General features: G+C 66.0%; 16 protein-coding genes. 11 read left to right on the forward strand and 5 right to left on the reverse strand.

Translation table 11 applies throughout. The annotated features are described in order from the left end of the window. Positions 1-144: 144 nt before the first annotated feature. The 8 genes from LI337_RS18010 to glmM all read left to right on the forward strand — a co-directional run bounded on the left by LI337_RS18010 (position 145) and on the right by glmM (position 10,076). Positions 145-435, forward strand: a complete 291-nt coding sequence (locus tag LI337_RS18010; RefSeq protein WP_227231309.1) for an amphi-Trp domain-containing protein — start codon at positions 145-147, stop codon at positions 433-435. Between the two features lie 147 nt (positions 436-582). Then, on the forward strand, positions 583-1,842 hold the full coding sequence (locus LI337_RS18015) for an ABC transporter substrate-binding protein (RefSeq protein WP_227231310.1): 1,260 nt from the start codon (positions 583-585) through the stop codon (positions 1,840-1,842). Positions 1,843-1,955: 113 nt separating this feature from the next. After that, positions 1,956-3,215, forward strand: coding sequence for an ABC transporter substrate-binding protein (locus LI337_RS18020; protein ID WP_227231311.1), 1,260 nt, complete (start codon positions 1,956-1,958; stop codon positions 3,213-3,215). Between the two features lie 75 nt (positions 3,216-3,290). Continuing rightward, positions 3,291-4,544, forward strand: a complete 1,254-nt coding sequence (locus LI337_RS18025; protein ID WP_227231312.1) for an ABC transporter substrate-binding protein — start codon at positions 3,291-3,293, stop codon at positions 4,542-4,544. After that, on the forward strand, positions 4,545-5,450 hold the full coding sequence (locus LI337_RS18030; RefSeq protein ID WP_227231313.1) for an NAD(P)/FAD-dependent oxidoreductase: 906 nt from the start codon (positions 4,545-4,547) through the stop codon (positions 5,448-5,450). It abuts the gene before it with no gap. Positions 5,451-5,577: 127 nt separating this feature from the next. Next, entirely contained in the window at positions 5,578-6,855 is a 1,278-nt protein-coding gene (locus LI337_RS18035; RefSeq protein ID WP_227231314.1) for a tyrosine-type recombinase/integrase, read from the forward strand. Between the two features lie 102 nt (positions 6,856-6,957). Further along, positions 6,958-8,262, forward strand: a complete 1,305-nt coding sequence (locus tag LI337_RS18040; RefSeq protein WP_227231315.1) for a sulfatase-like hydrolase/transferase — start codon at positions 6,958-6,960, stop codon at positions 8,260-8,262. A 485-nt stretch (positions 8,263-8,747) separates the two neighbouring features. Beyond that, complete coding sequence (gene glmM, locus LI337_RS18045; RefSeq protein WP_227231316.1) at positions 8,748-10,076, forward strand: phosphoglucosamine mutase; 1,329 nt, start codon at positions 8,748-8,750, stop codon at positions 10,074-10,076. 201 nt (positions 10,077-10,277) lie between these two features. On the opposite strand, the gene LI337_RS18050 is transcribed toward glmM, so the two are convergent. The 4 genes from LI337_RS18050 to LI337_RS18065 all read right to left on the reverse strand — a co-directional run bounded on the left by LI337_RS18050 (position 10,278) and on the right by LI337_RS18065 (position 18,482). Next, entirely contained in the window at positions 10,278-10,601 is a 324-nt protein-coding gene (locus LI337_RS18050; RefSeq protein WP_227231317.1) for a HalOD1 output domain-containing protein, read from the reverse strand. 214 nt (positions 10,602-10,815) lie between these two features. Then, positions 10,816-11,997: a bifunctional sugar-1-phosphate nucleotidylyltransferase/acetyltransferase gene (gene glmU, locus LI337_RS18055; protein WP_227231318.1), complete on the reverse strand. Its 1,182-nt coding sequence runs from the start codon at positions 11,995-11,997 to the stop codon at positions 10,816-10,818. Between the two features lie 127 nt (positions 11,998-12,124). Next, positions 12,125-17,818 (reverse strand): PKD domain-containing protein, encoded by a 5,694-nt coding sequence (locus LI337_RS18060; RefSeq protein ID WP_227231319.1) that lies wholly within the window; start codon positions 17,816-17,818, stop codon positions 12,125-12,127. Positions 17,819-18,206: 388 nt separating this feature from the next. After that, on the reverse strand, positions 18,207-18,482 hold the full coding sequence (locus tag LI337_RS18065; protein ID WP_227231425.1) for a winged helix-turn-helix domain-containing protein: 276 nt from the start codon (positions 18,480-18,482) through the stop codon (positions 18,207-18,209). Between the two features lie 456 nt (positions 18,483-18,938). On the opposite strand from LI337_RS18065, the gene LI337_RS18070 reads away from it, so the two are divergent. Genes LI337_RS18070 through LI337_RS18080 form a run of 3 tightly spaced genes read left to right on the forward strand, consistent with a single transcriptional unit; the run spans position 18,939 to position 21,368 of the window. Then, positions 18,939-19,616 (forward strand): DUF7344 domain-containing protein, encoded by a 678-nt coding sequence (locus LI337_RS18070; RefSeq protein WP_227231320.1) that lies wholly within the window; start codon positions 18,939-18,941, stop codon positions 19,614-19,616. A 24-nt stretch (positions 19,617-19,640) separates the two neighbouring features. After that, a complete protein-coding gene (locus LI337_RS18075; RefSeq protein ID WP_227231321.1) occupies positions 19,641-20,711 on the forward strand; it encodes a DUF1616 domain-containing protein in 1,071 nt (356 codons plus the stop codon). A 51-nt stretch (positions 20,712-20,762) separates the two neighbouring features. Then, on the forward strand, positions 20,763-21,368 hold the full coding sequence (locus LI337_RS18080) for a metal-dependent hydrolase (RefSeq protein WP_227231322.1): 606 nt from the start codon (positions 20,763-20,765) through the stop codon (positions 21,366-21,368). Positions 21,369-21,412: 44 nt separating this feature from the next. On the opposite strand, the gene LI337_RS18085 is transcribed toward LI337_RS18080, so the two are convergent. Continuing rightward, positions 21,413-21,721, reverse strand: a complete 309-nt coding sequence (locus LI337_RS18085) for a hypothetical protein (protein ID WP_227231323.1) — start codon at positions 21,719-21,721, stop codon at positions 21,413-21,415. Positions 21,722-21,944 lie beyond the last annotated feature (223 nt).

Raw genomic sequence — 21,944 nt, forward strand, 5'->3', positions numbered from 1 at the left:
CGCGATCCAGTATAAATGTTCGTCAGACGCTCTCTCCCCGAAACTCCACGAATTCTACACTTTTTACAAATTTTAGACGGTCTCTATTCCCAATCGGGCTTCGAGTTCCGAGAGGGTTTTCTCTCGCCAGCCGAACGGGGAACTATGTCCGGAGAACACGACGAGACAGAGAAGACCCTCATCAGAAGCGGCCGCGACTTCGAGCAGGAGTACCGACTCGACGCGAGCGAGGCGGGGGAGTTCCTGATCGCACTCGGCGAACAACTGCGCGACGGCGACGAACTCACCATCTCGACCGACGAGTGGGAGCTCCCCTTCGCGTTCGGGGAACCGGTCGAACTCGAGATCGACTACGAGGGCGTCGGGGAGCCGGAACTGGAGATCGAACTGGAACTCCCCGGTCGGACGGACGAGGACGCACCGAACGTCGAGTAGTCGACCGACCTGCTCGATCCTCGCCTCGGAACCGGTTCTTCACCTCAGAAGCCGAGTCGGGCGATCACTGGTCTGTAAGCCGAGAGAGGTTTTGGCCCGCCTAAATTTCGAAAGCGGCTTATAGTTTTAGGGAGGCCTAAAAAGTGTATGCCGAGAGAGACGGACGATCACGACGATCCGACACGACGAACGTATCTGCGGTACGGTGCGGCCCTCGCAGGCGCGGGGCTGTTCGCTGGCTGTGCGGGCGAGGCGGATCCGGTACCGGAACAGACGGAGACTCCCCGGACAGACGAACCCGGGACCACGACGGAGACGACGAGCAGTGGCCAGGCCCGCGAGGCGTGTCTGTTCCCCGTCGGATGCCGTGAGTTCACAGATCCTCCGGACTCCGTGACGACCTACAACATGGGTTGGGCCGACATGGTCGTCGCGCTCGGCCACGCAGACAGGCTCCGGACGAACCGACTCACCGCGCCGACGCTGTTCTACGACCGGTTCGACATCGACTACGAGGCCGGCTACCCGGCGCTGTGGCAGGACGGCGGTTTCTCGAAAGAGGTGTTCTACGAACTCGACTCCGACCTGTTTCTGCTCGATCCGAACCTGCTCGAAGCGTGGGACGACAACTGGGACGAGAGCGACACTGCGGAGATCGAATCGACCGTCGCCCCCTTCTTCGGCTGTTACAACCGACGCATCCGTGGCGAGTGGCAACTGGACCTCGGCTACCCGGAACAGGCCCCGACCATGCTGGAGTCGTTCGACGCCGTGGGGACTGTCTTCGACGAACGCGCCCGCACCGACGCGTGGCTCGAACTCCACGCGGATCTCCAGGCCCGGATCGACGATCGACTCCCGGCCGACCCCGACCCACCGTCGATCGCGCTGATCAACGGCGGATCCGCACCCGGCGACGGCGAGTTCTACGTCCTGTCGCTGGCGGACGACGGCTACGAGATGAAACCGTACCGTGATCTCGGACTCGTGGACGCGGACGGCTTCGCGGGCATCGAGACGGGCCAGTACGGCCTGACCGACTACGAGACGATGTTAGAGGTCGATCCGGACCTGATCCTCGTCCACTGGGGGATCACCACGGGATCGGTGACCTTCGGCGGTGACGGGGCCTTCGACGCGACCCAGTTCCGCGAACAGTTCGTCGACCCGATGGCGTCCCACGACGTCGGAAGCCAACTGACCGCCGTCGCGGAGGACCGAGTGCTTCCGGGACCGACCGCCGAACAGGGACCACTCGTCAACGCCTTCCAGACCGAACTCACCGCCCGACTGTTCTACCCCGACGAGTTCGGCGTGCTCGACCTCGACGCGCCACTGGACGTGCCGGAGTCGGAGCAGTTGTTCGACCGGGAACGGGTCCGAGACATCCTCGCAGGCGACCTGTAGCCAGTCGCACCCGACTACGACGCCCCCTCTCGACGTTCCCGTGTCGAACTGTCGATATTTAGGCCCGCCTAAAATTCGAAAGTCGCTTATACCTTTAGGTGAGCCTAAAACGTATGTCGAGACAGAGAGCCGATCACGACGCCCCGACACGCCGCGCCTATCTGCGGTACGGCGCGGCACTGGCGGGCGGCGGACTGCTCGCCGGGTGTACCGGCGCGTCTGAAGAGCCGACCGAACCGCCGACAGAATCGCCCTCCGACTCGGAGACCGAGACACCGACCGAGACTGCGACCGAGGCGGACACCGAGACGAACGAGTCGTACTCGGTCACGCTGTCGCCCGCCGGCACCGTCCAGTTCACGGAGCCACCGTCGAACGTGATGGTGTACAGCCTGCTCTACGCGGACATGGCCGTCGCGTACGGCCACGGCGACGCGGTGAACTCGCTCGGGTTCAGCGCCGAAGCAGGCGGCAACACTCTCGACGCGTACTACGGCCGACTCGACGGCGTCTCCTTCGACCGTGAGGGGTTGGCACAGCTCAACACCGGATCGGGGAACCTGACGGTCGACCGGGAACTGTTCTACGAACTCGACAGCGACCTCCACCTCGTCGACCCCGCGCTCGTCGTCTCGTTCGACGACTGGAGCGTCTCCGACGTGGAGACCATCGAGGAGGAGGTCGCGCCGTGGTTCGGCAACGTCTACAGCAGAAACAACACCGAACCGCCGGCACCCTACGCGGGCGACTACGACTACTACACCCTCTGGGAACTCGCCGAGACGGTCGCCGAGGTGTTTCAGGAGCGGCAGCGATACGAGCAACTTCGCGCGGTCCACGACGACCTCCTGACTCGGATCGAGAGTGACCTCCCGCCCGAGGACGACCGCCCGACGGTCGCGTCGGTGATCTACGTGGACGAGACGTTCTACCCCTTCCGGAGCGACACGCCGGGCTTCGCGAACGCGCACGTCCGACCGCTCGGCGCACCGGACGCCTTCACGTCGGGTGACGTCTCCTACGAGTCGGCCTACGACTTCGAGACGATGCTGGAGATCGATCCGGAGGTGATCCTCCACCGGTTCGGGGTCGCCTCGTACTACGACGTGAACGAGATTCGCCAGACGCTGGCGGAGCACCCGATCGGCGGGCAGTTGACGGCGGTCGAAACCGACCGCGTCTACCCCTCCGGCAACCCGCTCCAGGGACCCCTGATGAACCTGTTCCAACTGGAGATGACCGCGAAACAGCTCTACCCCGAGCAGTTCGGCGCGTGGCCCGACTACGACGGGGGCGCGTACCCCGAGATTCCGCCCGAGGAGCGACTGTTCGACCGCGAGCGTGTCGCCGAGATCGTCTCTGGCGACGCCTGAGTCTGACCGACGACAGCACCGGAACCGGCGACGGACGACCGCCGCGACCCACCCGACGAAGACACCGAACCGACGATGCACGAACACGACGCCGACGACACCGACACGACCGACGTACCGACCCGCAGACAGTACCTCGGCTACGGCAGTGCCCTCGCACTCTCCGGCCTGCTCGCTGGCTGTACCGGCGACACCGACTCCGGGACCGAGTCAACAGCATCGCAGACGACCACGGACACCGAGACCGACACGGCGACCGAGACGGAGAGCGGAACCGAGACCGAGACCAGCTACGAGGTCTGTATGGAGCCGAACGGCTGTCACACGCTCGACTCGGTTCCCGAGACGTTCGTGGCCTATCACCAGGGTCCGGTCGACATGATGCTCTCGCTGGGGCAGGCCGACGGCCTCGTCGCCGCCGGCTTCCCGTCGACGTTCCCCACCGAGTACTACGACCGGCTTCCGGGCGTCTCGGTCGACCTCTCGGACGTGACCGCGCTGGCAGAAGAGGGCACGCCCGACAAGGAACTGTTCTACCAACTCGACGTGGACATCCACCTCGTGGGTCACCACCCGGCGATGGAGTACTTCGGGCTGGACGAGTCCGACCTCGCCGAACTGGAGACGAGCGTCGCCCCGTTCCACGGGAGTTGGATGCGCCGGCCGGACTACACCGACGGCCACCCGTACTACGGACTCTACGAGGGCCTCGACAGGTACGCCGAGGTGTTCCAGACACAGGCACGCGGCGACGCCTTCCGGGAACTCCACGACGAACTCGTCGCCGACATCACCGCCGAACTCCCGCCGGCCGAGGAGCGCCCGACCGTCGCGTATCTCAACACCAACTACTGGGACAACGGCGAGACGGTGTTCGTCCGCGACCCGACTGTTCCGGGCTACCAGACCAAACCGATCCGCGATCTCGACCTCCCGAGTCACGACGCCTTCGCCGGCCAGTACCCGTCCGACAGCAACTTCATCCGGGGTGACTACGAACTGCTGCTGGAGGTCGACCCGGAGATCGTCGTCTACCACGCCGGCATGAACATCGTCCGGGATACGGAGACGAGCTTCGAGGCCGACATCGTCGAACCCCTGCAGAACGACCCGGTCGCGGGCGAGGTGACGGCGATCCGCGAGGGGCGCGTCTACCCGCACCACGAGTTCGAGCAGGGCCCGGTGATCAACCTGTTCAACACCGAGCAGTTGGCGAAGGCGCTGTACCCGGAGGCGTTCGGCGAGCCGACCGGGATGGAGCCAGTGCCCGAGGCCGACCGACTGTTCGACCGCGCACGTGTCGCCGAGGTCGTCTCGGGGGATCTGTAGATGTCCACACTCCCAGAGGAGACGCCAGCGACCGACCCGGACAGCCGACCCGACTGGGACGTGGTCGTGGCCGGTGGCGGCACGGCCGGACTCTCGGCGGCGGTGTTCCTCGCGCGCTACGGACTCGAAACGCTGGTGCTGGCTCGGGGGAAGTCGGCGATCCATCAGTGTGCCCACCTGGAGAACTACCTCGGTTTTCCCGGCGGGATCAGCCCGGAGCGGTTTCTCGCGCTGGGCGAGACACAGGCCGAACACGAGGGAGCGACGGTCGACGACGACATGATCGAGTCGGTCGAGCCACACGACGACGGCTTCGTGATCTCCACACAGGAGGGCCGTGAAATCGTGACCACCCACGTGCTCGCGGCGAGTGCGTACGACGGTGACTACCTCTCGGCGTTCGCGGAGGACCTCCGGACGGCAGACGCCGACGACTCGGACAGCGACCACGAGTTTCTCGACACGGACGCCGGGCGAACCCCGATCGAGGGACTGTACGCCGGTGGCTGGCTCACCGACGAATCGGTCCATCAGGCGGTGACCAACGCGGGCGACGGTGCCCGCGCCGCGCTCTCCCTGATCCGCGACGATCTGACCGACCGCTACTGGGCCGAGATCGGCGACATCTACGTCGACTGGGTGGTAGACGCCGACCGGTACGGCGGCGAGGAGTGGCACGAGAACGTCGACGGCTGGTTCGACCGCGAGATCGCCCCCGGCGCACCGGACGAGATGGACGACGAGACGCTCGCCGAGGTTCGAGACGACCTGAAGACGGCGTTTCTCGACCGGGGGATCACCGCCGACGAACGCGACCGGCGGGAGTGTGAGGGCCAACGACACCTCCTCGACGCCCTCGACGACGACGTGATCAGGGAGTACGTCGCCGAGATCGACGCGGACTGAACGCGGGTCGAATCGGGCGATTCGCCCGATTCGCCCGAGTCGACTGGTTCGATCTTGCCTCCTGACCCACTGCCCAAACCTACATACCGGATCGGGGCCACGCTTCTGACGACACTCGCGACGACCCATGCCACGCTACGCCCACTTCGAGGACCTCGACGACTTCGCCGCCTGCTACCGCGAGGAGATCGCCCCCGCGATGCGGGCCGACCCCGACGCGCCCGATCCGGAGGTCGACACCCCGACGTACGCGTGGCTGAAGTCGAACTTCTCTGGGTTCGTCGAACGACTCCGCCGGGACCACGACTGCTCTCCCGGCGAGTTCTACGACGCGGTCGGCCTGCCGCCGGCGACCGGCGACGGGAGTGAGACGGACGAGTCCGCCGACAGCGACTGGGGACTCGCTCACACCCCGACCGTGCAGGCGCTGGACGACTACCTCGAGGAACTCCGGCGTGATCGCGGCCGCGCGGAGACCACGGTCGGCCCGCGACGCTCCCGCCTGCGGACCTACGTGACCACCTACCGCGACGTGAACGACACCGACGACCTGCTCTCGCCACTGCTCGACGAGTCGGCCAGACCCGACGAGATCGCCCGCGTCCGCGACACCTTCCGGGTGCTCGACGACGAGTTGGGGACGCTCGCCTCGAAGAAGAAGTACGTCTCGGCGGTGTCGAACTGGTACACGTTCTGTGTCGAGATGGGTCGGGCGATCTACAACCCGGCCGAGAACCTCACGCGCCGCTTCGGGTGGGACGAGACCCCGATCTACGACCACCCCGCGCTGTCGCCCGCCGACATCGAGGCGATGCTCGCGGTCGCCGACGACGCCCAGCGATTCCTGCTCCTCGCGCTCGCCGGGTGGGGCCTCCGGCCGGTCGAGGCCTGTGAACTCCACGTCGAGCAGTTGGTCCTCTCGCCCGAGGCGGGCGACGTGCCGTACATCGAGTTCGCGCCCGGCGAGCGAAAGAACGCCCGGCGCACGCGGAACACGGTCGAACTGCTCGTGGGGCGGGAGGCGGTCGAACGGCGTATCGCCCGGCTCTCTGATCGGGCGGGGTGGACCGGTTACCTGCTCCCCGGCCAGTCTGTCGGTCGCCCCATCTCGACCGCGACGGCCCGGCGCTGGCTCCGCCAGTTGGGTGAGGAGGCGGGCGTGCAAATCGACGGGAGTCACCCGCTCCCGAAGATGGGCAGACGCACGTGGTACCGCCTCTACCGCCAGCAACGGCCGACTATCGACGCCGGGACGGCGGCGGTCGCAGACGCCCAGGGGAGCCGTGACGCGGGCGTCTCCGAGCGCAACTATCTCGACGAGCGCACGCGCCGGGAAGCCAGAGCCGACGCGATGCGCGAGTTGGTCCGCCAGGAACTCGCAGACGTCTTCGAGTCGTCGCTGTAGTCGCTCGGCGAACGACGTCGGCTCTCTCAACGGGTTATTGAAGCTTTCTTTAGGGTGAGTATCCTGTGACTAACTTAGTAATGACAGCAGAGCTAACATTCTATGTCCAGAAACGTTGCGTTGATCGTTCTCGACACGCTCCGGTACGATGCCTTCGAGTCGGAGTTCGGCTTTCTTGACGGGGTGACCTTCACCAACTGTTATTCGCCGTCTCACTGGACGATCCCAGCTCACGCATCCCTGTTCACCGGGTACTCCCCATCCGAGGTGCAGGCCCACGCAAAATCGACGGCACTCGATACTCCCAACTCGACGCTAGCCGAAGCACTCTCGGCGGCGGGGTACCGAACACGAATGTGGACCACCAATGTCCAACTGAACATCAATCCTGGGTGGAGGCGTGGGTTCGACGAGCTTCGTGGGCCACAGAACCTCGACCCTGCCGCAGACGATCTGTTCAACTGGACCGAGGCACTCGCCGATATCGACGCCACTGGACTCCGGAAGTACGCTCGGGCGGGACTTGAGTGCCTCCGGAGTGACGCCGCAACGGTCCCTTCGATGTTCGACATGGCTCGACGACACGTAACTGAACGACACACCGAGAACGACTCGCCCAAGGTACGTCGTCGGCTGGCAGAGACTTCTTTCGGTGACGGGAACGAGTTCCTCTACGTAAACTTGATGGAAGCACACACCCCTTACTGGTCGGGGCAGGACTTCGGCCTGGACGAACCGGTCGACGTGGTCGTTTCACAGTCGTTCCTCCCGGAGACGATCGACAGAGACCGTATCGTCGACGCGTACGGGGAGGTCGTTCAGTATCTCGCCAGTGAGTACGAACGACTGTTCACGTCGCTCACCGAGCAGTTCGACTGTGTGATCACGGTCGCGGACCACGGTGAGATGTTGGGTGAGGGTGGCTGGTGGAACCACGGCTACGGTCTCTTTCCGGAACTCGTCCACGTCCCATGCCACGTCTGGTATGACGGGGTCTCCGACAGAACCGTCGACCGACCTGTCTCGCTGCTGGACGTCCCCGCGACCGTGGCCGAGTTCACGGACATCCAACCGCTCGGCCGTGGTTACGACCTCCTCGGAGAGGACGCACCGAACGACCGTGCGGTCGTGACCGAATATCACGGTGTCCTGCCGTGGCTCTTCGACCAGGCGGAGAGCTACGGGGTGGATACGACGGAGTACGAACGACGGGACACGCCGCTTTTCGGGATCGCGGACGCAGACGGTTACCGGTTCCAGCGACACGGTCGAACGGATGAACTCACCGACACGGACCGCGACAGACTCGACGAGAAAGTGGACATTCGATCGATCGACTTGGAACACAAGCAGACGGACGTCAGTGACGATGCGATTAGTCGGTTGGAACACCTGGGCTACGCCTGAACGCTCGCCCTTGCTCCCTGTTCGACAGAACGCTCGTTCTCGCCGGACGAACCACTCGTCGGTCATGTCTCCGTAGAAGACGGCCGTCCGGGTCGCGGCCGTCTCGACTCGTCGACCGAGAACGTGGGGCCGTGCCGAAGGTCTCGTGATCTCGGTCACGCGGTACCCACGGGAAGTGCGGACCGCGTTGCGAGCGCTACAACCCCCGAACGCCACTGCCGTGTCGCACGAGGGTCACTCCTACAGTTCGGGTAGCGCTACTTGGTTATTGAGCGACTACGTCAGACGCTATCTCGCTGCAGGCTGGCGTTTCTTTCGCCTGTAGCTGGTTAACGCGGGTCTTATACCCCCGACGCTGTGTGTCGGCTGCTCACACGCACTAGACGCCGAGCGGAGCGGCCGGATCGTGTCTCGTTCCGGACTGTTCGTGTCGTTCATCGGTTTAGGCATGATATACTAAACCGCGTTCGGGTCGGAGACGAGGTATGTTCGGAACCAGCGGTATCCGGGGTCCCGTCGGTGACATCGTCACCTCCGATCTAGCCCTCCGACTCGGTCGCGGACTCGGCAGTACCAACGCAGAGACGGTCGTCGTCGGCCGTGACACACGCGCCACCGGCGAGTTCCTCGAAGACGCCCTCGCCGCCGGGCTTCGGGAGTCCGGCGTCGACGTGATCCGCGTCGGCGTCGCCTCGACGCCGACGATCGCCCGCAACGTCGGGTGGCTCGGCGCGGACGCCGGGGTCTCGATCACCGCCTCGCACAACCCGCCCGCCGACAACGGTCTGAAGTTCTGGGGTGCCGACGGCCGCGCGTTCGATACCGAGCGCCGCCGTTCGCTGATCCAGGGCGTCAACGCCTGTGCCTTCTCGCTGGTCCCGTGGGACGAGGCCGGCTCTCAGCGGACCGACACCGAGGCCGAAGAACGCCACGTGGAGGCCCTCCTGGACGCCGTGGGCGTACCGAACCCGGAAGACCTCTCGGTCGTCGTCGACGTGGGTCACGGGGCCGGCGGCGTCACGGTCGAGGCTCTCACTCGACTCGGCTGTCACGTCACGACGCTGAACGCACAGGAGGACGGCCGGTTCCCCGGCCGAGAGAGCGAACCGACCGCCGAGACCTGTACCGCGCTGCAAGCGACAGTCGCCGGGACCGACGCCGACCTCGGGATCGCCCACGACGGGGACGCCGACCGGATGATGGCGGTCGCCGAGGACGGCACCTTCCTCTCGGGTGACGCACTGCTCGCGCTGTTCGCTGGCGAGGCAGTCTCCCCCGGCAAACGCATCGCCGTGCCCCTGAACACGAGTCTGCTCGTGGACGAGGTCGTCGCGAGACACGGTGGGAGCGTCGAACGCACCCGCGTCGGCGACGTGTACATCGCGGAGACGGCGACCGACCCGGACGTGGTGTTCGGCGGCGAACCCAGCGGCGCGTGGATCTGGCCCGACGAGACGCTGTGTCCGGACGGCCCACTCGCGGCGGTCAAACTCGTCGAACTCGTCGCCACACGCGGTCGTCTCTCCGAGTTGACGGCCGACTTCGGTGGCTACACGCTCCGCCGGGAGAAGGTCGAGACCGACCACAAGGAGTCCACGATGGAGCGTGTCCAGGCGCGGGTCACCGCCGAGTTCGACGACGTGCAGACGATGGACGGCGTCCGGGTCGCGGTAGACGACGGCTGGTTCCTGATCCGGGCGAGTGGGACGCAACCGCTGATCCGGATCACGGCCGAAGCCCCGACCGCCGACCGTGCCGACGAACTGCTCGCTCGTGCGGGTGACATCCTCACGGGTGAGGCGCTCGAAGCGTGATTCTCGTCGGAGGCCGGGAGGGTAGTCTCGCCAGTGGTCGGGCACAGTGTCGGCAGGGACAGACTGGAAGCCCACCCGTGAAAGATTGTTGCCACACGACCGTCCAGGGGCGGGCTACGCGCTGGGCGCGTGTGCAGAAGTAGCACGACCAACGAAATAAAACTGTGGGTGGATTGTTCACCCCCGAGAGACGCGGCAGACTTACTCTATCGTCGAGATCGGTGAGGCGGTGATCCGCCCGTCGTGGACCGTGACGGTGTAGCCCGCGTACTCGAACTTGACCGTCCCGACGGGGTGGCCGTTCCGCGCGCTCGGTTCGAACAGTCGTTCGAGCGCGTCGGTGTCGACGTACTCTCCCAGCGGCACGACCTCGGTCGGCTGTCTGTCTTCGAGTGCGGCGACCAACTCGACGATGGCGTACGGGATCGAGTCGATCTCGTCGTCGCCCCACTCGACGGCGTAGGTGCCGTGACGGTCGTCGTATTCGATCTCTCGCCCGGATGGTAGTGCCCGCCCTCGGCTCATACTTCTTTTTCTACTCGGTCGGTGATCGCATATGAAAATACCGTTCTCGCCGAGATGATGTTGTTGGAGCAACACGATTTGTCGCACATTACTTGCGGGGTCGACTCCGTCTGGTATCGGTCTTGTGGCCGGTTCTGTGACTCGTGGCACCGGTCTCCCGGAGTCGCTCACCGACGGTGGCACACGCCGGACCGGTGATCGTGCGGGCGCTCCGTCACCGGTCCCGAAGCACCGTCTCGCCGGGCGTGCTCGTCGCGCCGGCCGAGAAGGTGACGCCAGCGTTGACGCTCGTGTTGATCCCGGTCTTCGCGCCGGGCCCGAACACGGCACCGAACTTCCGGCGACCGGTCGAGACGCGCTCGCCTTTCACCGTCAGTTCCACGTCGGCGTCGTCGTGCCGGAGGTTCGCGACTTTCGTCCCCGCCCCGAGGTTCACGTCGGGGGCGAGCAGACTGTCGCCGACGTACGAGAGGTGCGGCACTGCGGCGTCGGCCATGACGACGCTGTTCTTCACCTCGACCGCGTGACCGACCGTCGCGCCGGGGCCGACGTACACCGCCCCCCGGAGGTAGGCGTTCGGGCCGACCTCGGCTCCGGCACAGATGCGTGCCGGTCCCGCGATGGTGACGCCCGAGTGGACCGTCGCGCCCGCCTCGACGACGACACCCTCGGCGAGGGTCGCACCCTCCGCGACCTCGCCGTCGATCCGTGTCTCCTGTTCTGCCAGCTTCCACTCGTTTGCCTCCAACAACTCCCACGGGCGACCCACGTCCAGCCAGTGGTCGAACTCGACTGGTGTCACGGCGCGTTCCCGGATCACCCGCGCGAGGACGTCCGTGATCTCGAACTCGCCTCGGTCGCTCTCTGCCACGTCGAGCCAGTCGACAGCTTCCTCGGGAAAGACGTACGCGCCGGCGTTGACCAGCGAGGAAGGGGGGTGCTCGGGTTTCTCGACGATGCCCGTCACCACGCCGTCTTCTACGTCGAGGACGCCGTAGTTGCTCGGTTCGGCGACACGGGTCGCGCCCACCGCGGGACCAGACTGGAACAGTCGACGCAGGGAGTCGGCGTCGTAGAGGTTGTCGCCGTTCAACACCGCGAAGTCGCCGTCGAGTTCCGCGCGGGCGACCCGGAGTGCGTCGGCGGTGCCTCGGCGCTGCTCCTGTTCGACGTAGCTGACCGGCACGCCCTCGTACTCCCCGCCGAAGTAGTCGCGGACCGTCTGTGCCTCGTAGCCGACGACGAAGACGAGTTCGTCCGCGCCGGCCGCCACCGCGTCGCGGGCGACGTGACCGCAGATCGGTCGCCCGGCCACGGGGAGCATCGGTTTCGGAATCGTGTCGGTCAGCGGCCGCATCCGGGTGCCGGTCCCGGCTGACAGGACGACTGCTTGCATAGCTCTCGAAACTGGCCGTAGCCGCTTCGTTATAGTTCAGCTACCGGCCGCGACGCGAGAAAAGTGCGTTCGACGGTCGAGTCAGTCGGCGGCTTCCGCCGCCGAGCCCGTCGGTGCTGTCGCCGACTTACGACCGCCTGCGCGCGAGCAGTGCGGCCGCGAGGAGCGCGAGCAGTGCGACGAGCACACCGAAGCCGGGTGTCGTCGTGGTCGTCTCCTCGCCGGGGTCCTCGGCACCACTGCCGCCGTCGTCGCCCGGTTCGACCGTCACAGTCACCCGTTCGCCACCGACGAGCACGTCGTACTCGCCGACCGCATTGAACTGCTGGACGAACGTCACCGTCGCCGTCTCGCCGGCCTGGAGTGCGATCTGTTCGGTCGCGACCTCGTCGCCGAAGACGGTCAGACTCACGTCCTCGGTGCCCTCGGCGGTCCCGGTGTTCTCGACCGTCGCGGTGACGAGCACCGACCCGCCGGCCGACAGCGTCGTGCGGTTCAACTCGACCGAGCTGACGCCGATGTCGGGTTGGCGTTCGGTGACGACCACGGTCTGGTTCTCGGTGCCGATGCCGCTGCTCGTCCGGACGTGGACGCCCACGTCGTAGGTGCCGGGTTCGTCGAACTGGCGGCTGATCTCGATCGCCCGCCGGTTGCCGGTCGGGACACCGATCTGTCGCTGATCGACGCGCTCGCCGTCGACGAACACCGAGATGTCGGCGTTACCGAGCACCTCGCCGGTGTTCCGCAGGTTGACGGTCACGGCGTAGGGGTCGCCGACGAACACCTCGTCGGTCGCGTTCAGGCCGGTGAAGCCGACGTTGGCGCTCGGGACGTTCCCGCCGCCACCGCCGCCGCCGCCACCACCGCCGCCTCCGCCGCCGCCACCACCGGAGTTCTGGACGGAGATGGTTCGGTTGGCGGTCGCGGCGTTACCCTCGGTGTCCACGACACGGACGCTCGCGTTCTGCTCGCCGTCCGACTCGTAGGTGTGCTGGACGGTCGCCGACGCCGTGGTCCGGTCGATCTGGCCGTCGCCGTCGAAGTCCCACTCGTACTCGGCGATCTGCCCGTTGTCGGTCGAGTTCCCCGCGTTCATCCTGATGGGGTCGTCCTCGTCCACCTCGTCGGGAGCGTAGAGGTCGGCGGTCGGCTTCGTGGTGTCGGTCACCTCGACGCTCTGTTGGGCCGTGTCGCTGTTGCCGTCGGCGTCTTCCACGGTCAGGATGATCTGATAGGTGCCGGTCGCCGAGTAGGTGTGCGTCGCGGTCTCTCCCGAGGCGCTCGTGCCGTCGCCGAAGGTCCACTCGTAGTTCGTGATGCCCTCGGCGTCGCTGGAGTTCGAGGCGTCGACAGCGACCTGCGTCCCGGCCTCGACCGTCTCCGGTGCGTCGAACTCGGCCTGCGGGATCGACCGGTCGACGACCGTGATCGACACCGAGTCGTTCGCGGTGTTGCCCGCGTCGTCGACGACCGTGACGGTCGCCGTGACGGGACCAGCGCGGTCGTAACTGGTGTCGATGGACGATGCGGTGGTCGCCTCCTCGGCGGTTCCGTCGCCGTCGAAGTCCCACCGGTACTCCGTGATCGCCGTGTTGTCCGACGATCCCGAGGCGTCGAGCGTGATCGTCTCGCCGATCCCGACCTCGCTCGGCGTGGCGGTGAGATCGGCGATCGGGTCGTCCTCGTCGCGTTCCTCCACAGTGATCGTCGCGGTCGCCGTGGCCGTGTTCCCGCTGGCGTCCTCGACGGTCAGTCGCACCTCGTAGGTGCCGGCCGTCTCGTAGGCGAACTCGGGAGTCGCGCCGGTCGCGTCGACCGCGGTGTCGTCGCTCGTGTCGAAGTCCCACTCGTAGGAGACGACCTCGTCGTTGTCGGAGGAACCGGAGCCGTTCGCGACGAACGTCTCGCCGGTCTTCCGGGTCGTCGGCACGTCGATCTCAGCGACCGGATCTTCGTCGTCGGTGACGCTGATCTCCTGTGTCACGGTGCCGGTGTTCCCGTTCGCGTCCGTGACCGTCAACGTGACCGGGTACGTTCCGCCGTCGGGGAGCGTGGTGTAGGTGTGTTCGACCACCTCGCCCGAACCGGTCGCACTGTCCCCGAAGGACCACTCGTAGTCGGTGATCCCGCTGGCGTCACTCGACGCGCCCGCGTCGAACTCGACTGTCCCGCCGAGTGACACGCTGGTCGGATCAGCGGTGAAGTCGGCGACCGGATCTGTCGTGTCCTGCACGGTGACGGTCACCTCGTCGGTGGCCGAGCCACCGTTCTGGCCGACGACGACCAGCGTGACGGTGTACTGCCCGGTCGCCTCGTAGGTGTGCGGGACGGTCGGCGAGGCCGTCTGCGTCGTGTTCCCGTCGTCGAAGTTCCACTCGTAGCTCTCGATCTCGCCGGTCGAACTGGAGGCGTTGAACGTCACCGTGTTCCCGAGTTCGACGGTCTGCTGGTCCGCGGTGACGTTGGCGGTCAGTTCCTCGGCCGGTTCCGTCACCGTGACCTCGCGAGTCGTGGTGTCCGTCGCGCCGTCGTCGTCGGTGACGGTCAGTTCGACCGTGTACGTGCCCGAGCCACCGTAGACGTTCGTCGCGGTCTCGCCGGTCGAGGTGTTGCCGTCGCCGAAGTCCCACTCGTAGCTCTCGATCTGGCCGTCCACGTCTGAGGAGGCGGCGGCGTCGAACTGCACGTCGTCGCCGACGGTCGGGTTCGCGGATACGGTGAAGTTCGCCGTGGGTGGCGTGTTGCCCGCTTCGGTCACTTCGATGACCTGACTCGTGGTGTTCGACGCGCCCGCGTCGTCGGTGACGGTCAACGTGATCGTGTACGTGCCGGCGGTCTCGTAGGTGTGACCCACGGTGACGCCAGTGTCGGTCTGCCCGTCGCCGTAGTCCCACGTGTAATTCGCGATCGTGTCGTCCCCGTTCGGATCGGTCGAGCCGAGTCCGTCGAGACTGACCGACTCGCCGACCGTCGCGTTCTCCGGCGCGTCGATCCGAGCGGTCGGCGGCGCGTTCTCGTCGACGATCTCCACCTGCACGCTGTCGAACGAGGTGTTGTTGTCCGAATCGACGACTGCGAGGGTCGCCTCGTAGGTGCCGGTCTCGTCGTAGGTGTGTTCGACGACCGCCGTGTCGGTCGTCGTCAGATCTGTCGTGTCGTCGCCGTCGAAGTCCCACCGGTACTCCGCGATGGCACCGGTCGACCCGGTGCCGCTGAACTCGACTGGCTGGCCGAGCGTCTGTTGGGTCGTGTTGGCAGTGACGTTCGCCGACAGCCCCTCTTCGACGTTGACGATCTGGCCGACCGTGTCGGTGTTGCCCGCCGAGTCTGTGACGGTCAAGCTGACGTTGTAGACACCGGGCGTCGTGTAGGTGTACGTCGGTGCGACACCCGATCCGCTTCCGCCGTCACCGAAGCTCCAGTCGTAGCTAACGATGCCCACGTCGTCCGAGGAGGCGGAGGCGTCGAAGGTCAGCTCCTCGCCGGTCCGGGGATTCTCGGGGGCGTCGAAGCTGGCGACCGGGTCCTCGGTGTCCTCCTCAACTTGGCCGACGGGCGCGTAGAAGTACTGCCGACCGCTGGGCAGCGCGCTCCCGGACTGCTGGATCAGCACCTCGTTCGCCGCCGTGTCGACACCCGAGGGGTCACCGACCGACTCCCACTGACCACCGGGTCGGTCGTACCGCTGGAGGTTCAGCGTGCTCTCGGTCACCGGCGGCACGTCACTGTCCGCGTACGTGAGAGTCAGGTCGAGGACGCGTCCGGCGTCCCCGCCCGCCCCGACGACCTTCAGTTGCCGACCGATTGTCTGGTTGTTCGGTGGCTGCGTCGAGAGATCGTTCCGCTCGAGGCCACCGAGACCGAGGTTCTGTGCCTCACTGAAGGAGACCGTCTCGCGGTTCAGCCCGAGCGTGAAGTTCTCCGCCTGCATGTTCGCGGTCCGGCTCTGATCGTCGTAGACGAAGTGGAGGTAGTCGTACCGTTCGTTGTCGACCGATCGACTGTCGAAGATCGACACGTCCGTCACGGCCTCCTCGAAGTGGAAGCCCCAGAGGTTGCCGACTGCGGTGTTGTTCCGGAGGACGATGCCACTCGCTTGCCGGTGGGCGAACCCGAGGGAGTTGTCCTCGGCACGACTGTCGGCGATCAACACCTCGTCGGCCTCGATGGCCCACGTGCCGTCGATGCTCCCTCGGGCGGTGACGTTCCGCATCTCGCCGCCGGTGAGGAATCTGTAGTGGACGCCGACGAGCCAGTCGTTCGTCTCGACGTTCGTGACTGTGACGTTGCCGATCCGGTCGCCGTTGCCGGTGCCGTGCGCGTAGACGCCGTACGTCCCCGCCCTGTTGGCGGCCGCGCGGTCGAAGTCGAGCAAGTGGTCGTTCCCGTCGAAGTTCACGTCGCTAGTGGTGATCTCGATACAGTAGTCGACCGTCTGGTCGGGCTGATCGCTCGTCAGTTCGTAGCTGCCCTCGCCGACGATCAGCGTACACTGATCGAGCGCGAGCGTCTCACCCGACTCGGCGAACCCCACGTCGCGGGTGCTTGTCGCGGTGTCCGTGTTTCCGTTCCCATCCGTCACCGTTACGGTCGGCTCGAACAGTCCGGGGTCGGTGTACTCGGTGGTGATCGTCGGGCCGGTCGTCGTCTCGTCGACCTCGCCGTCGCCCTGGAAGTCCCACTGGTACTCGTCGATCCCGCTGTCGTCGGTCGACGCCGAGGCGTTCAGCCGGACCGTCTGCTGGCCGGCCGACTCCACCGAGAGGCTCGCGGTAGGTGACTCGGTGTCACCGGGCGCGTTCACCGTGACGGTCGCTTCGTCGGTGTTCCCGCCGGGATCAACCGCCGTGACGGTCGCGTCGTAGGTTCCGGATGCCACGTACTCGTGTTGGACGACCGGCTTCTCGGTCTCGCGGTCGATCTCGCCGTCACCGTCGAAGTCCCAGAGATAGCCGACGACGCTCCCGTTGTCCGTCGACCCGGTCGCGTCGAAGGTGAACGTGTCGCCGTTCTGTGTCGCCGAGAGATCGGCGGCTGGCGGATCAGTGTCACAGCCCCCGCGTGTAATCGTCACGTTCCGGTTCATGTCGAGGGTACCGGCCGAGCCCTCCACACCCCGGACGAACCAGTTCTCGATGCTGTTGTCGTCGAGGTAGTCACCGTCACCGTCGGCGTCTTCCCAGCCCTCCTCGGTGACGAACTCCTCGGTCAGCGGGAAGTCAGACTCCCCGTTGAACTGCGGCTGAATCTGGACGACGCCGAGATCGGCACCCTCGAAGCCTTCGATGGCCCCGCCGTCGTTCCGGTCGTTCGCCCAGAACCATTGGTAGTGTGACCGGCCGGCGTCCCGGTCGTGGCGAACCACGTCGTCACGGAAGTTATTGGACTCCGGCTGGAAGTAGAAATCGTCCTCAACCGCCCAGCGTGTCGTGACGCCGCGATCGATGGCGGCCTGGTCCTCGACGTCTTGGAAGCCCTCGGACGGGATCCCGGAGACGTTGAACGTCACAGTCCCGCCGTGGTCGGTGTCGTCGTCGAACCTGTCGTGCAGGAAGACGAGGCTGGTGCCGTTCGTTCCGTTGTAGAGGAACAACTGGGACTCGCTGTCGACTTGGAGGTCACGTGTCCCATAGGAACTGAACTGCCCGGTGGGGTCCGTGGTCGGGCTCCGGTAGTCGTAGAAGTCCTCAACCGACTCGGTGCCGTCCCCGAGCGGGGAGACGACGTAACAGACGCCGGGTTGGGAGACAGAGTAGTGAGCGGCGTCTTCCGTGTTCGCCGCGTGGTCCGCGAGTGCGACTCCGACGCCACCGACCGTCATCGTCGAGGTTACGACGAGCAGACTCAGTGCGAGGGAGAGTATCCGGCGGACCTGTTCTGTAGACGAGACCGTCGGCCGATGAACAGGGCGTTCGTCAGTCACGCCAGAAGGGTCGCCCCTGATACCCATTGTTATGGATGGACTATGCGCGCTCACACGCGGAAAGTGGAACCGAGGCGGCGACTGACAGGGTCTCACCGGCGGTGGAGAGGGACGAAGTGGCGACTGAAAGAAACAGCCCGAGGAGTGACCGGCGGCACTACCGGCGATAACGAGTGTTCGACCGCGAGACGCGATCGGTTGGTGAGGCCACACAGCGAGGGCCGCGTGGACAGCGACGACAGCGACCGTCGGACGACGGCCGACTCGGTGCTCGCGACCGCGACGGCTAGATCATGTCGGTCGCCTCCATGCGGTCCCAGACGCGTTCGCCCTCCTCGGTGATGCCGTAGACGCGGCCCTTCCGCTGGTCTTCGGAGACGAGCAACTCGACGAGCTCCTTCTCTCGGAGTTCGCCGAGCGCCCGCGAGACGTGTGCGATGGCGAAGTCGGCCTCGCCAGCGATCTGTGAGGGGGTCGCCGGCCCGTCGACGAGTCGGCGCAGTACGGCAGTTCGATACTGCGAGCGGATCACGTAGCTTACTAAATCCCAGTCGTTCGTCATGAGTTGGTGGTCGGTCACTCACCTTCGAACGGGAGGCTACATAATGGGTTGTGATAATACACCGGATAAACGACCAATTAACTAATCTTTGTACCATGATTAACTGCGTATGGTTATCTTTATCGAACTGTCGTCCCGATGAGAGTCAGAAACTTCTCAGTTGTAAGTTCGGTCTACACACCCCGCGCGTGAGGGTCGATCCACCCAGAAGTATTCATTCGGTAGTGTGTACGGGGGGTCTCCCGGCGGCCTGCTGACCGGCGATCAATCGGTCCGCTGGCTTGAACGGATTGGCGTATATATCTGTGATTAACGTCGTACGTGATCGGGTCGAGTTCGCCACGAACGGGAGACAGATTTCTGACTAGACAGAATTCGTATGTGTACGGCAGGAACTGCGTACCGACCGTTATCGGCTCAATAGTTATGAGGTGATCCTGACAGGGTACTCCTGCGATGTCAAGCCGTGCCACCAACCCCACGGGAAGCCGACAGCTACAGGACGACGACAGTGGAGACGCTGGCGACGAGCAACAGGACGCTGCCGAGCAGACACAGGCCGAGGCCGAGCGTGAACCGGTCGAGTTGTCGCTCGATACGATCTTCGAGATCCTGAAGAACCAGCGCCGCCGCTACGTGCTGAAGTACCTGCGCGAGGCGACCGGGACGGTCCAGCTCAACGAACTGGCCGATCAGGTCGCCGCCTGGGAGAACGACAAGGCGGTCGGACTCGTCTCCTCGAACGAGCGCAAGCGCGTCTACGTCGGCCTCTACCAGTGCCATCTGACAAAGATGGACGACTCGGGCGTCATCGACTTCGATCAGTACCGCGGCACCATCGAGGTGCGCCCGGCCATCGACCGACTCTACGAGTATCTCGACTTCGGCGAGGAGACCGAGGAGGAACCGGAACCGGCCTGGGACCGCTACTACACCGGTATCGCGGTCGGCGGTCTCGCACTGGCGCTCGCCGGGCTGGCGATTCCGACGGTCCCGCTCGGACTGCTGGGCTTCCTGCTCGCGACCGTCCTCGCGGTGGCCGTCGTCGGTGTGACGGCCGCGTCCACGCTCCAGGCACAGGACCTCTCGCTCGACGCCGTTCCCGCACAGTTCGTCGCCGATGACGAGGCGTAAGTCGCCGGCCCCTCCGGAGTTTCAATGATCAGAACTATCGTGACACAGGTCATCGAGATGGCCGCCCTGCGACGCCGTGCCGGACTCCTGCTCCGTGCGATCACGGAGTTCCCGGCCGACCTCGCGGTGGTCCTCCTCTACACGCTGGTCTCGTCGGTGCTCCTCGCCCGCCCGGCCCTGACCAGCGACGCCTTCCGGACCGCGCTGGCGGTCCCCCTGCTGTTCGTCGTCCCCGGCTACGTCCTCCTCGCGGTGCTGTTTCCCAGACGAAGCCGCCCGGACCCCGCGACCGCCTCCCCGCTAGTCGCCAGCCCCACCTCGTCGCTCCCGCTCCACGCCCGCGGTATCGACGGAGTCGAGCGTGGCGTCCTCTCGTTCGGTCTGAGCCTTGTCGTCGTTCCGCTGTTGGCCGTGACCTACGTACTGCTGCCGGTGTCCTTCACCCCGCAGACGGCGGTCGCGGTCGCCGGCGGGTTCGTCCTGCTCTGTATCGCGGTCGCCGCGATCAGGCGTGCGGCGGTCCCGCGCGAGGACCGGTTCTCGCTGGCGCTCGGCCACTACGCCGAGCGTGCCCGTGCCGGACTCACGGAGACGACGAGACTGGACGCGGGGCTGAACGTCCTGCTGGCGATCTGTGTCGTCGTCGGCCTCTCGGCGGTCGGCTACGCCGCCGTGAACCCGCAGGACGCGACACAGTACACGGAGGTCACGCTCCTCACGCAGTCGGACTCGGGCGACCTCGTCGCCGGAAACTACCCCGACGAGTTCGTACGCGGGGAGCCACAGCCCCTGACCGTCTCGATCACGAACCGTGAAGACGCCCGCCAGACCTACGAGGTGGTGGTGGTCGTCCAGCGCGTCCGTGACGAGGGTGGATCGCCGACGATCCTCGAACAGCGACGCGTCGACGACTTCAGTTTGACAGCCGATGCCGGCGAGACCACGCAGGTCCAACACGCCGCCCAGTCACCCATCTCGGGTGAGAACCTGCGGCTGGTCTACCTCGTCTACGACGGGACCCCGCCGGACCGCCCGACGACCGACAACGCCTACCGCTACGTCCACCTCTGGATAGACGTGAGTGATCCCGCATAACCCGCCCCCTGCCACGTCAGCCGGCGTTCACGACTGCGTGAGGTCCGACTGATGTGGCCGTGGGAACACGCCGCCGTCGCGTATCTCGCCTACTCGCTGAGCGTCCGCGCCGCGACCGGCCGCGCTCCCCGCGAGTGGCCGGTGGTCGCGGTCGCGTTCGGCTCGCAGTTCCCCGACCTGATCGACAAGCCGGCCGAGTGGGTGTTCGCGGTCCTGCCCTCCACGGGTGTCGCGCACAGCGTCTTCACCGCGATTCCGCTGACGCTCGTCCTGCTGGCGGTCGGCTACCGCCGGGGCTGGTTACAGGTCTCGACCGGCTTCTCGGTCGGCTACCTCCTCCACCTGCCGGGTGACGTCTACTACGGGGTGATCCTCGGCAACGAGCCCTCGTACGACACGGTGCTCTGGCCGCTGGTGCCCGGCGACGTGCAGTCGAACGTGGACCTGTTCGCCCTGCTCACGCGCTTCTTCGACCGCTACGCCGAGTTCATCCTCTCGCCGGCGGGCCTCCCGTACCTGCTCGGCGAGGTGGCGCTGGTCGGCGGTGTGATCGTGCTCTGGCTGGTGGACGGCCGGCCGGGACTCGGCGTCCTCCGGCGACTGCTCTGGCGGATGATCGGTCGGCCGGGGCGGTCGGTGCGGCCCGAGGATCGGTAGCCGTCGCTGATCGCCGGTGGTGTCACTTCCGAGTCGGCGACGGCTCAGCAGTGATAGTACTTCACGTCGCCGTCGGTGACGTCGATGCAGAACCGCTCGTCCTCGCGTGCGAGCCACACCGGCCAGACCGGATCGGGACCCTGTTCGTCGGGGTGTGCTTCCTCGTACCTCTCCTTTTGCCGGACGTATCGGTCGAAGATGGCCTGCGTGAGTTCGTCGAGTCCCTCGGTCTTCTCGGTGTCCGGGAAGCGGTTCCCGCGCTCGTAGGTCACCTCGTAGCCGCCGGCGCTGTCGGCCTGATCGAGAATCTCCTGGTGCGGTGTCGGCAGGTCGGCGTACACCAGTGGGTCCACGTACTCCGCGTACTCGGTCGGGAACTGGTGTTGAACGAGTCGGATCAGGACGGTCTGCCGTGGTGGCGTCTCGGTCGTCGTGGACTGTGGTGTCGTCGGCGTGTCGGTCGGTGTCGCCCTGTCAGTCGTCTTCTTCGTCGTCTGGCCCTCGCCGGGTGTCGCACTCCGACCGCGCTCGCCGAGACAACCGCCGAGTACGACCGCGCCGAACAGACCGAGGATC

It is taken from the genome of Salinirubrum litoreum (genome assembly GCF_020567425.1).
In the GTDB taxonomy this organism is placed as follows: domain Archaea; phylum Halobacteriota; class Halobacteria; order Halobacteriales; family Haloferacaceae; genus Salinirubrum; species Salinirubrum litoreum.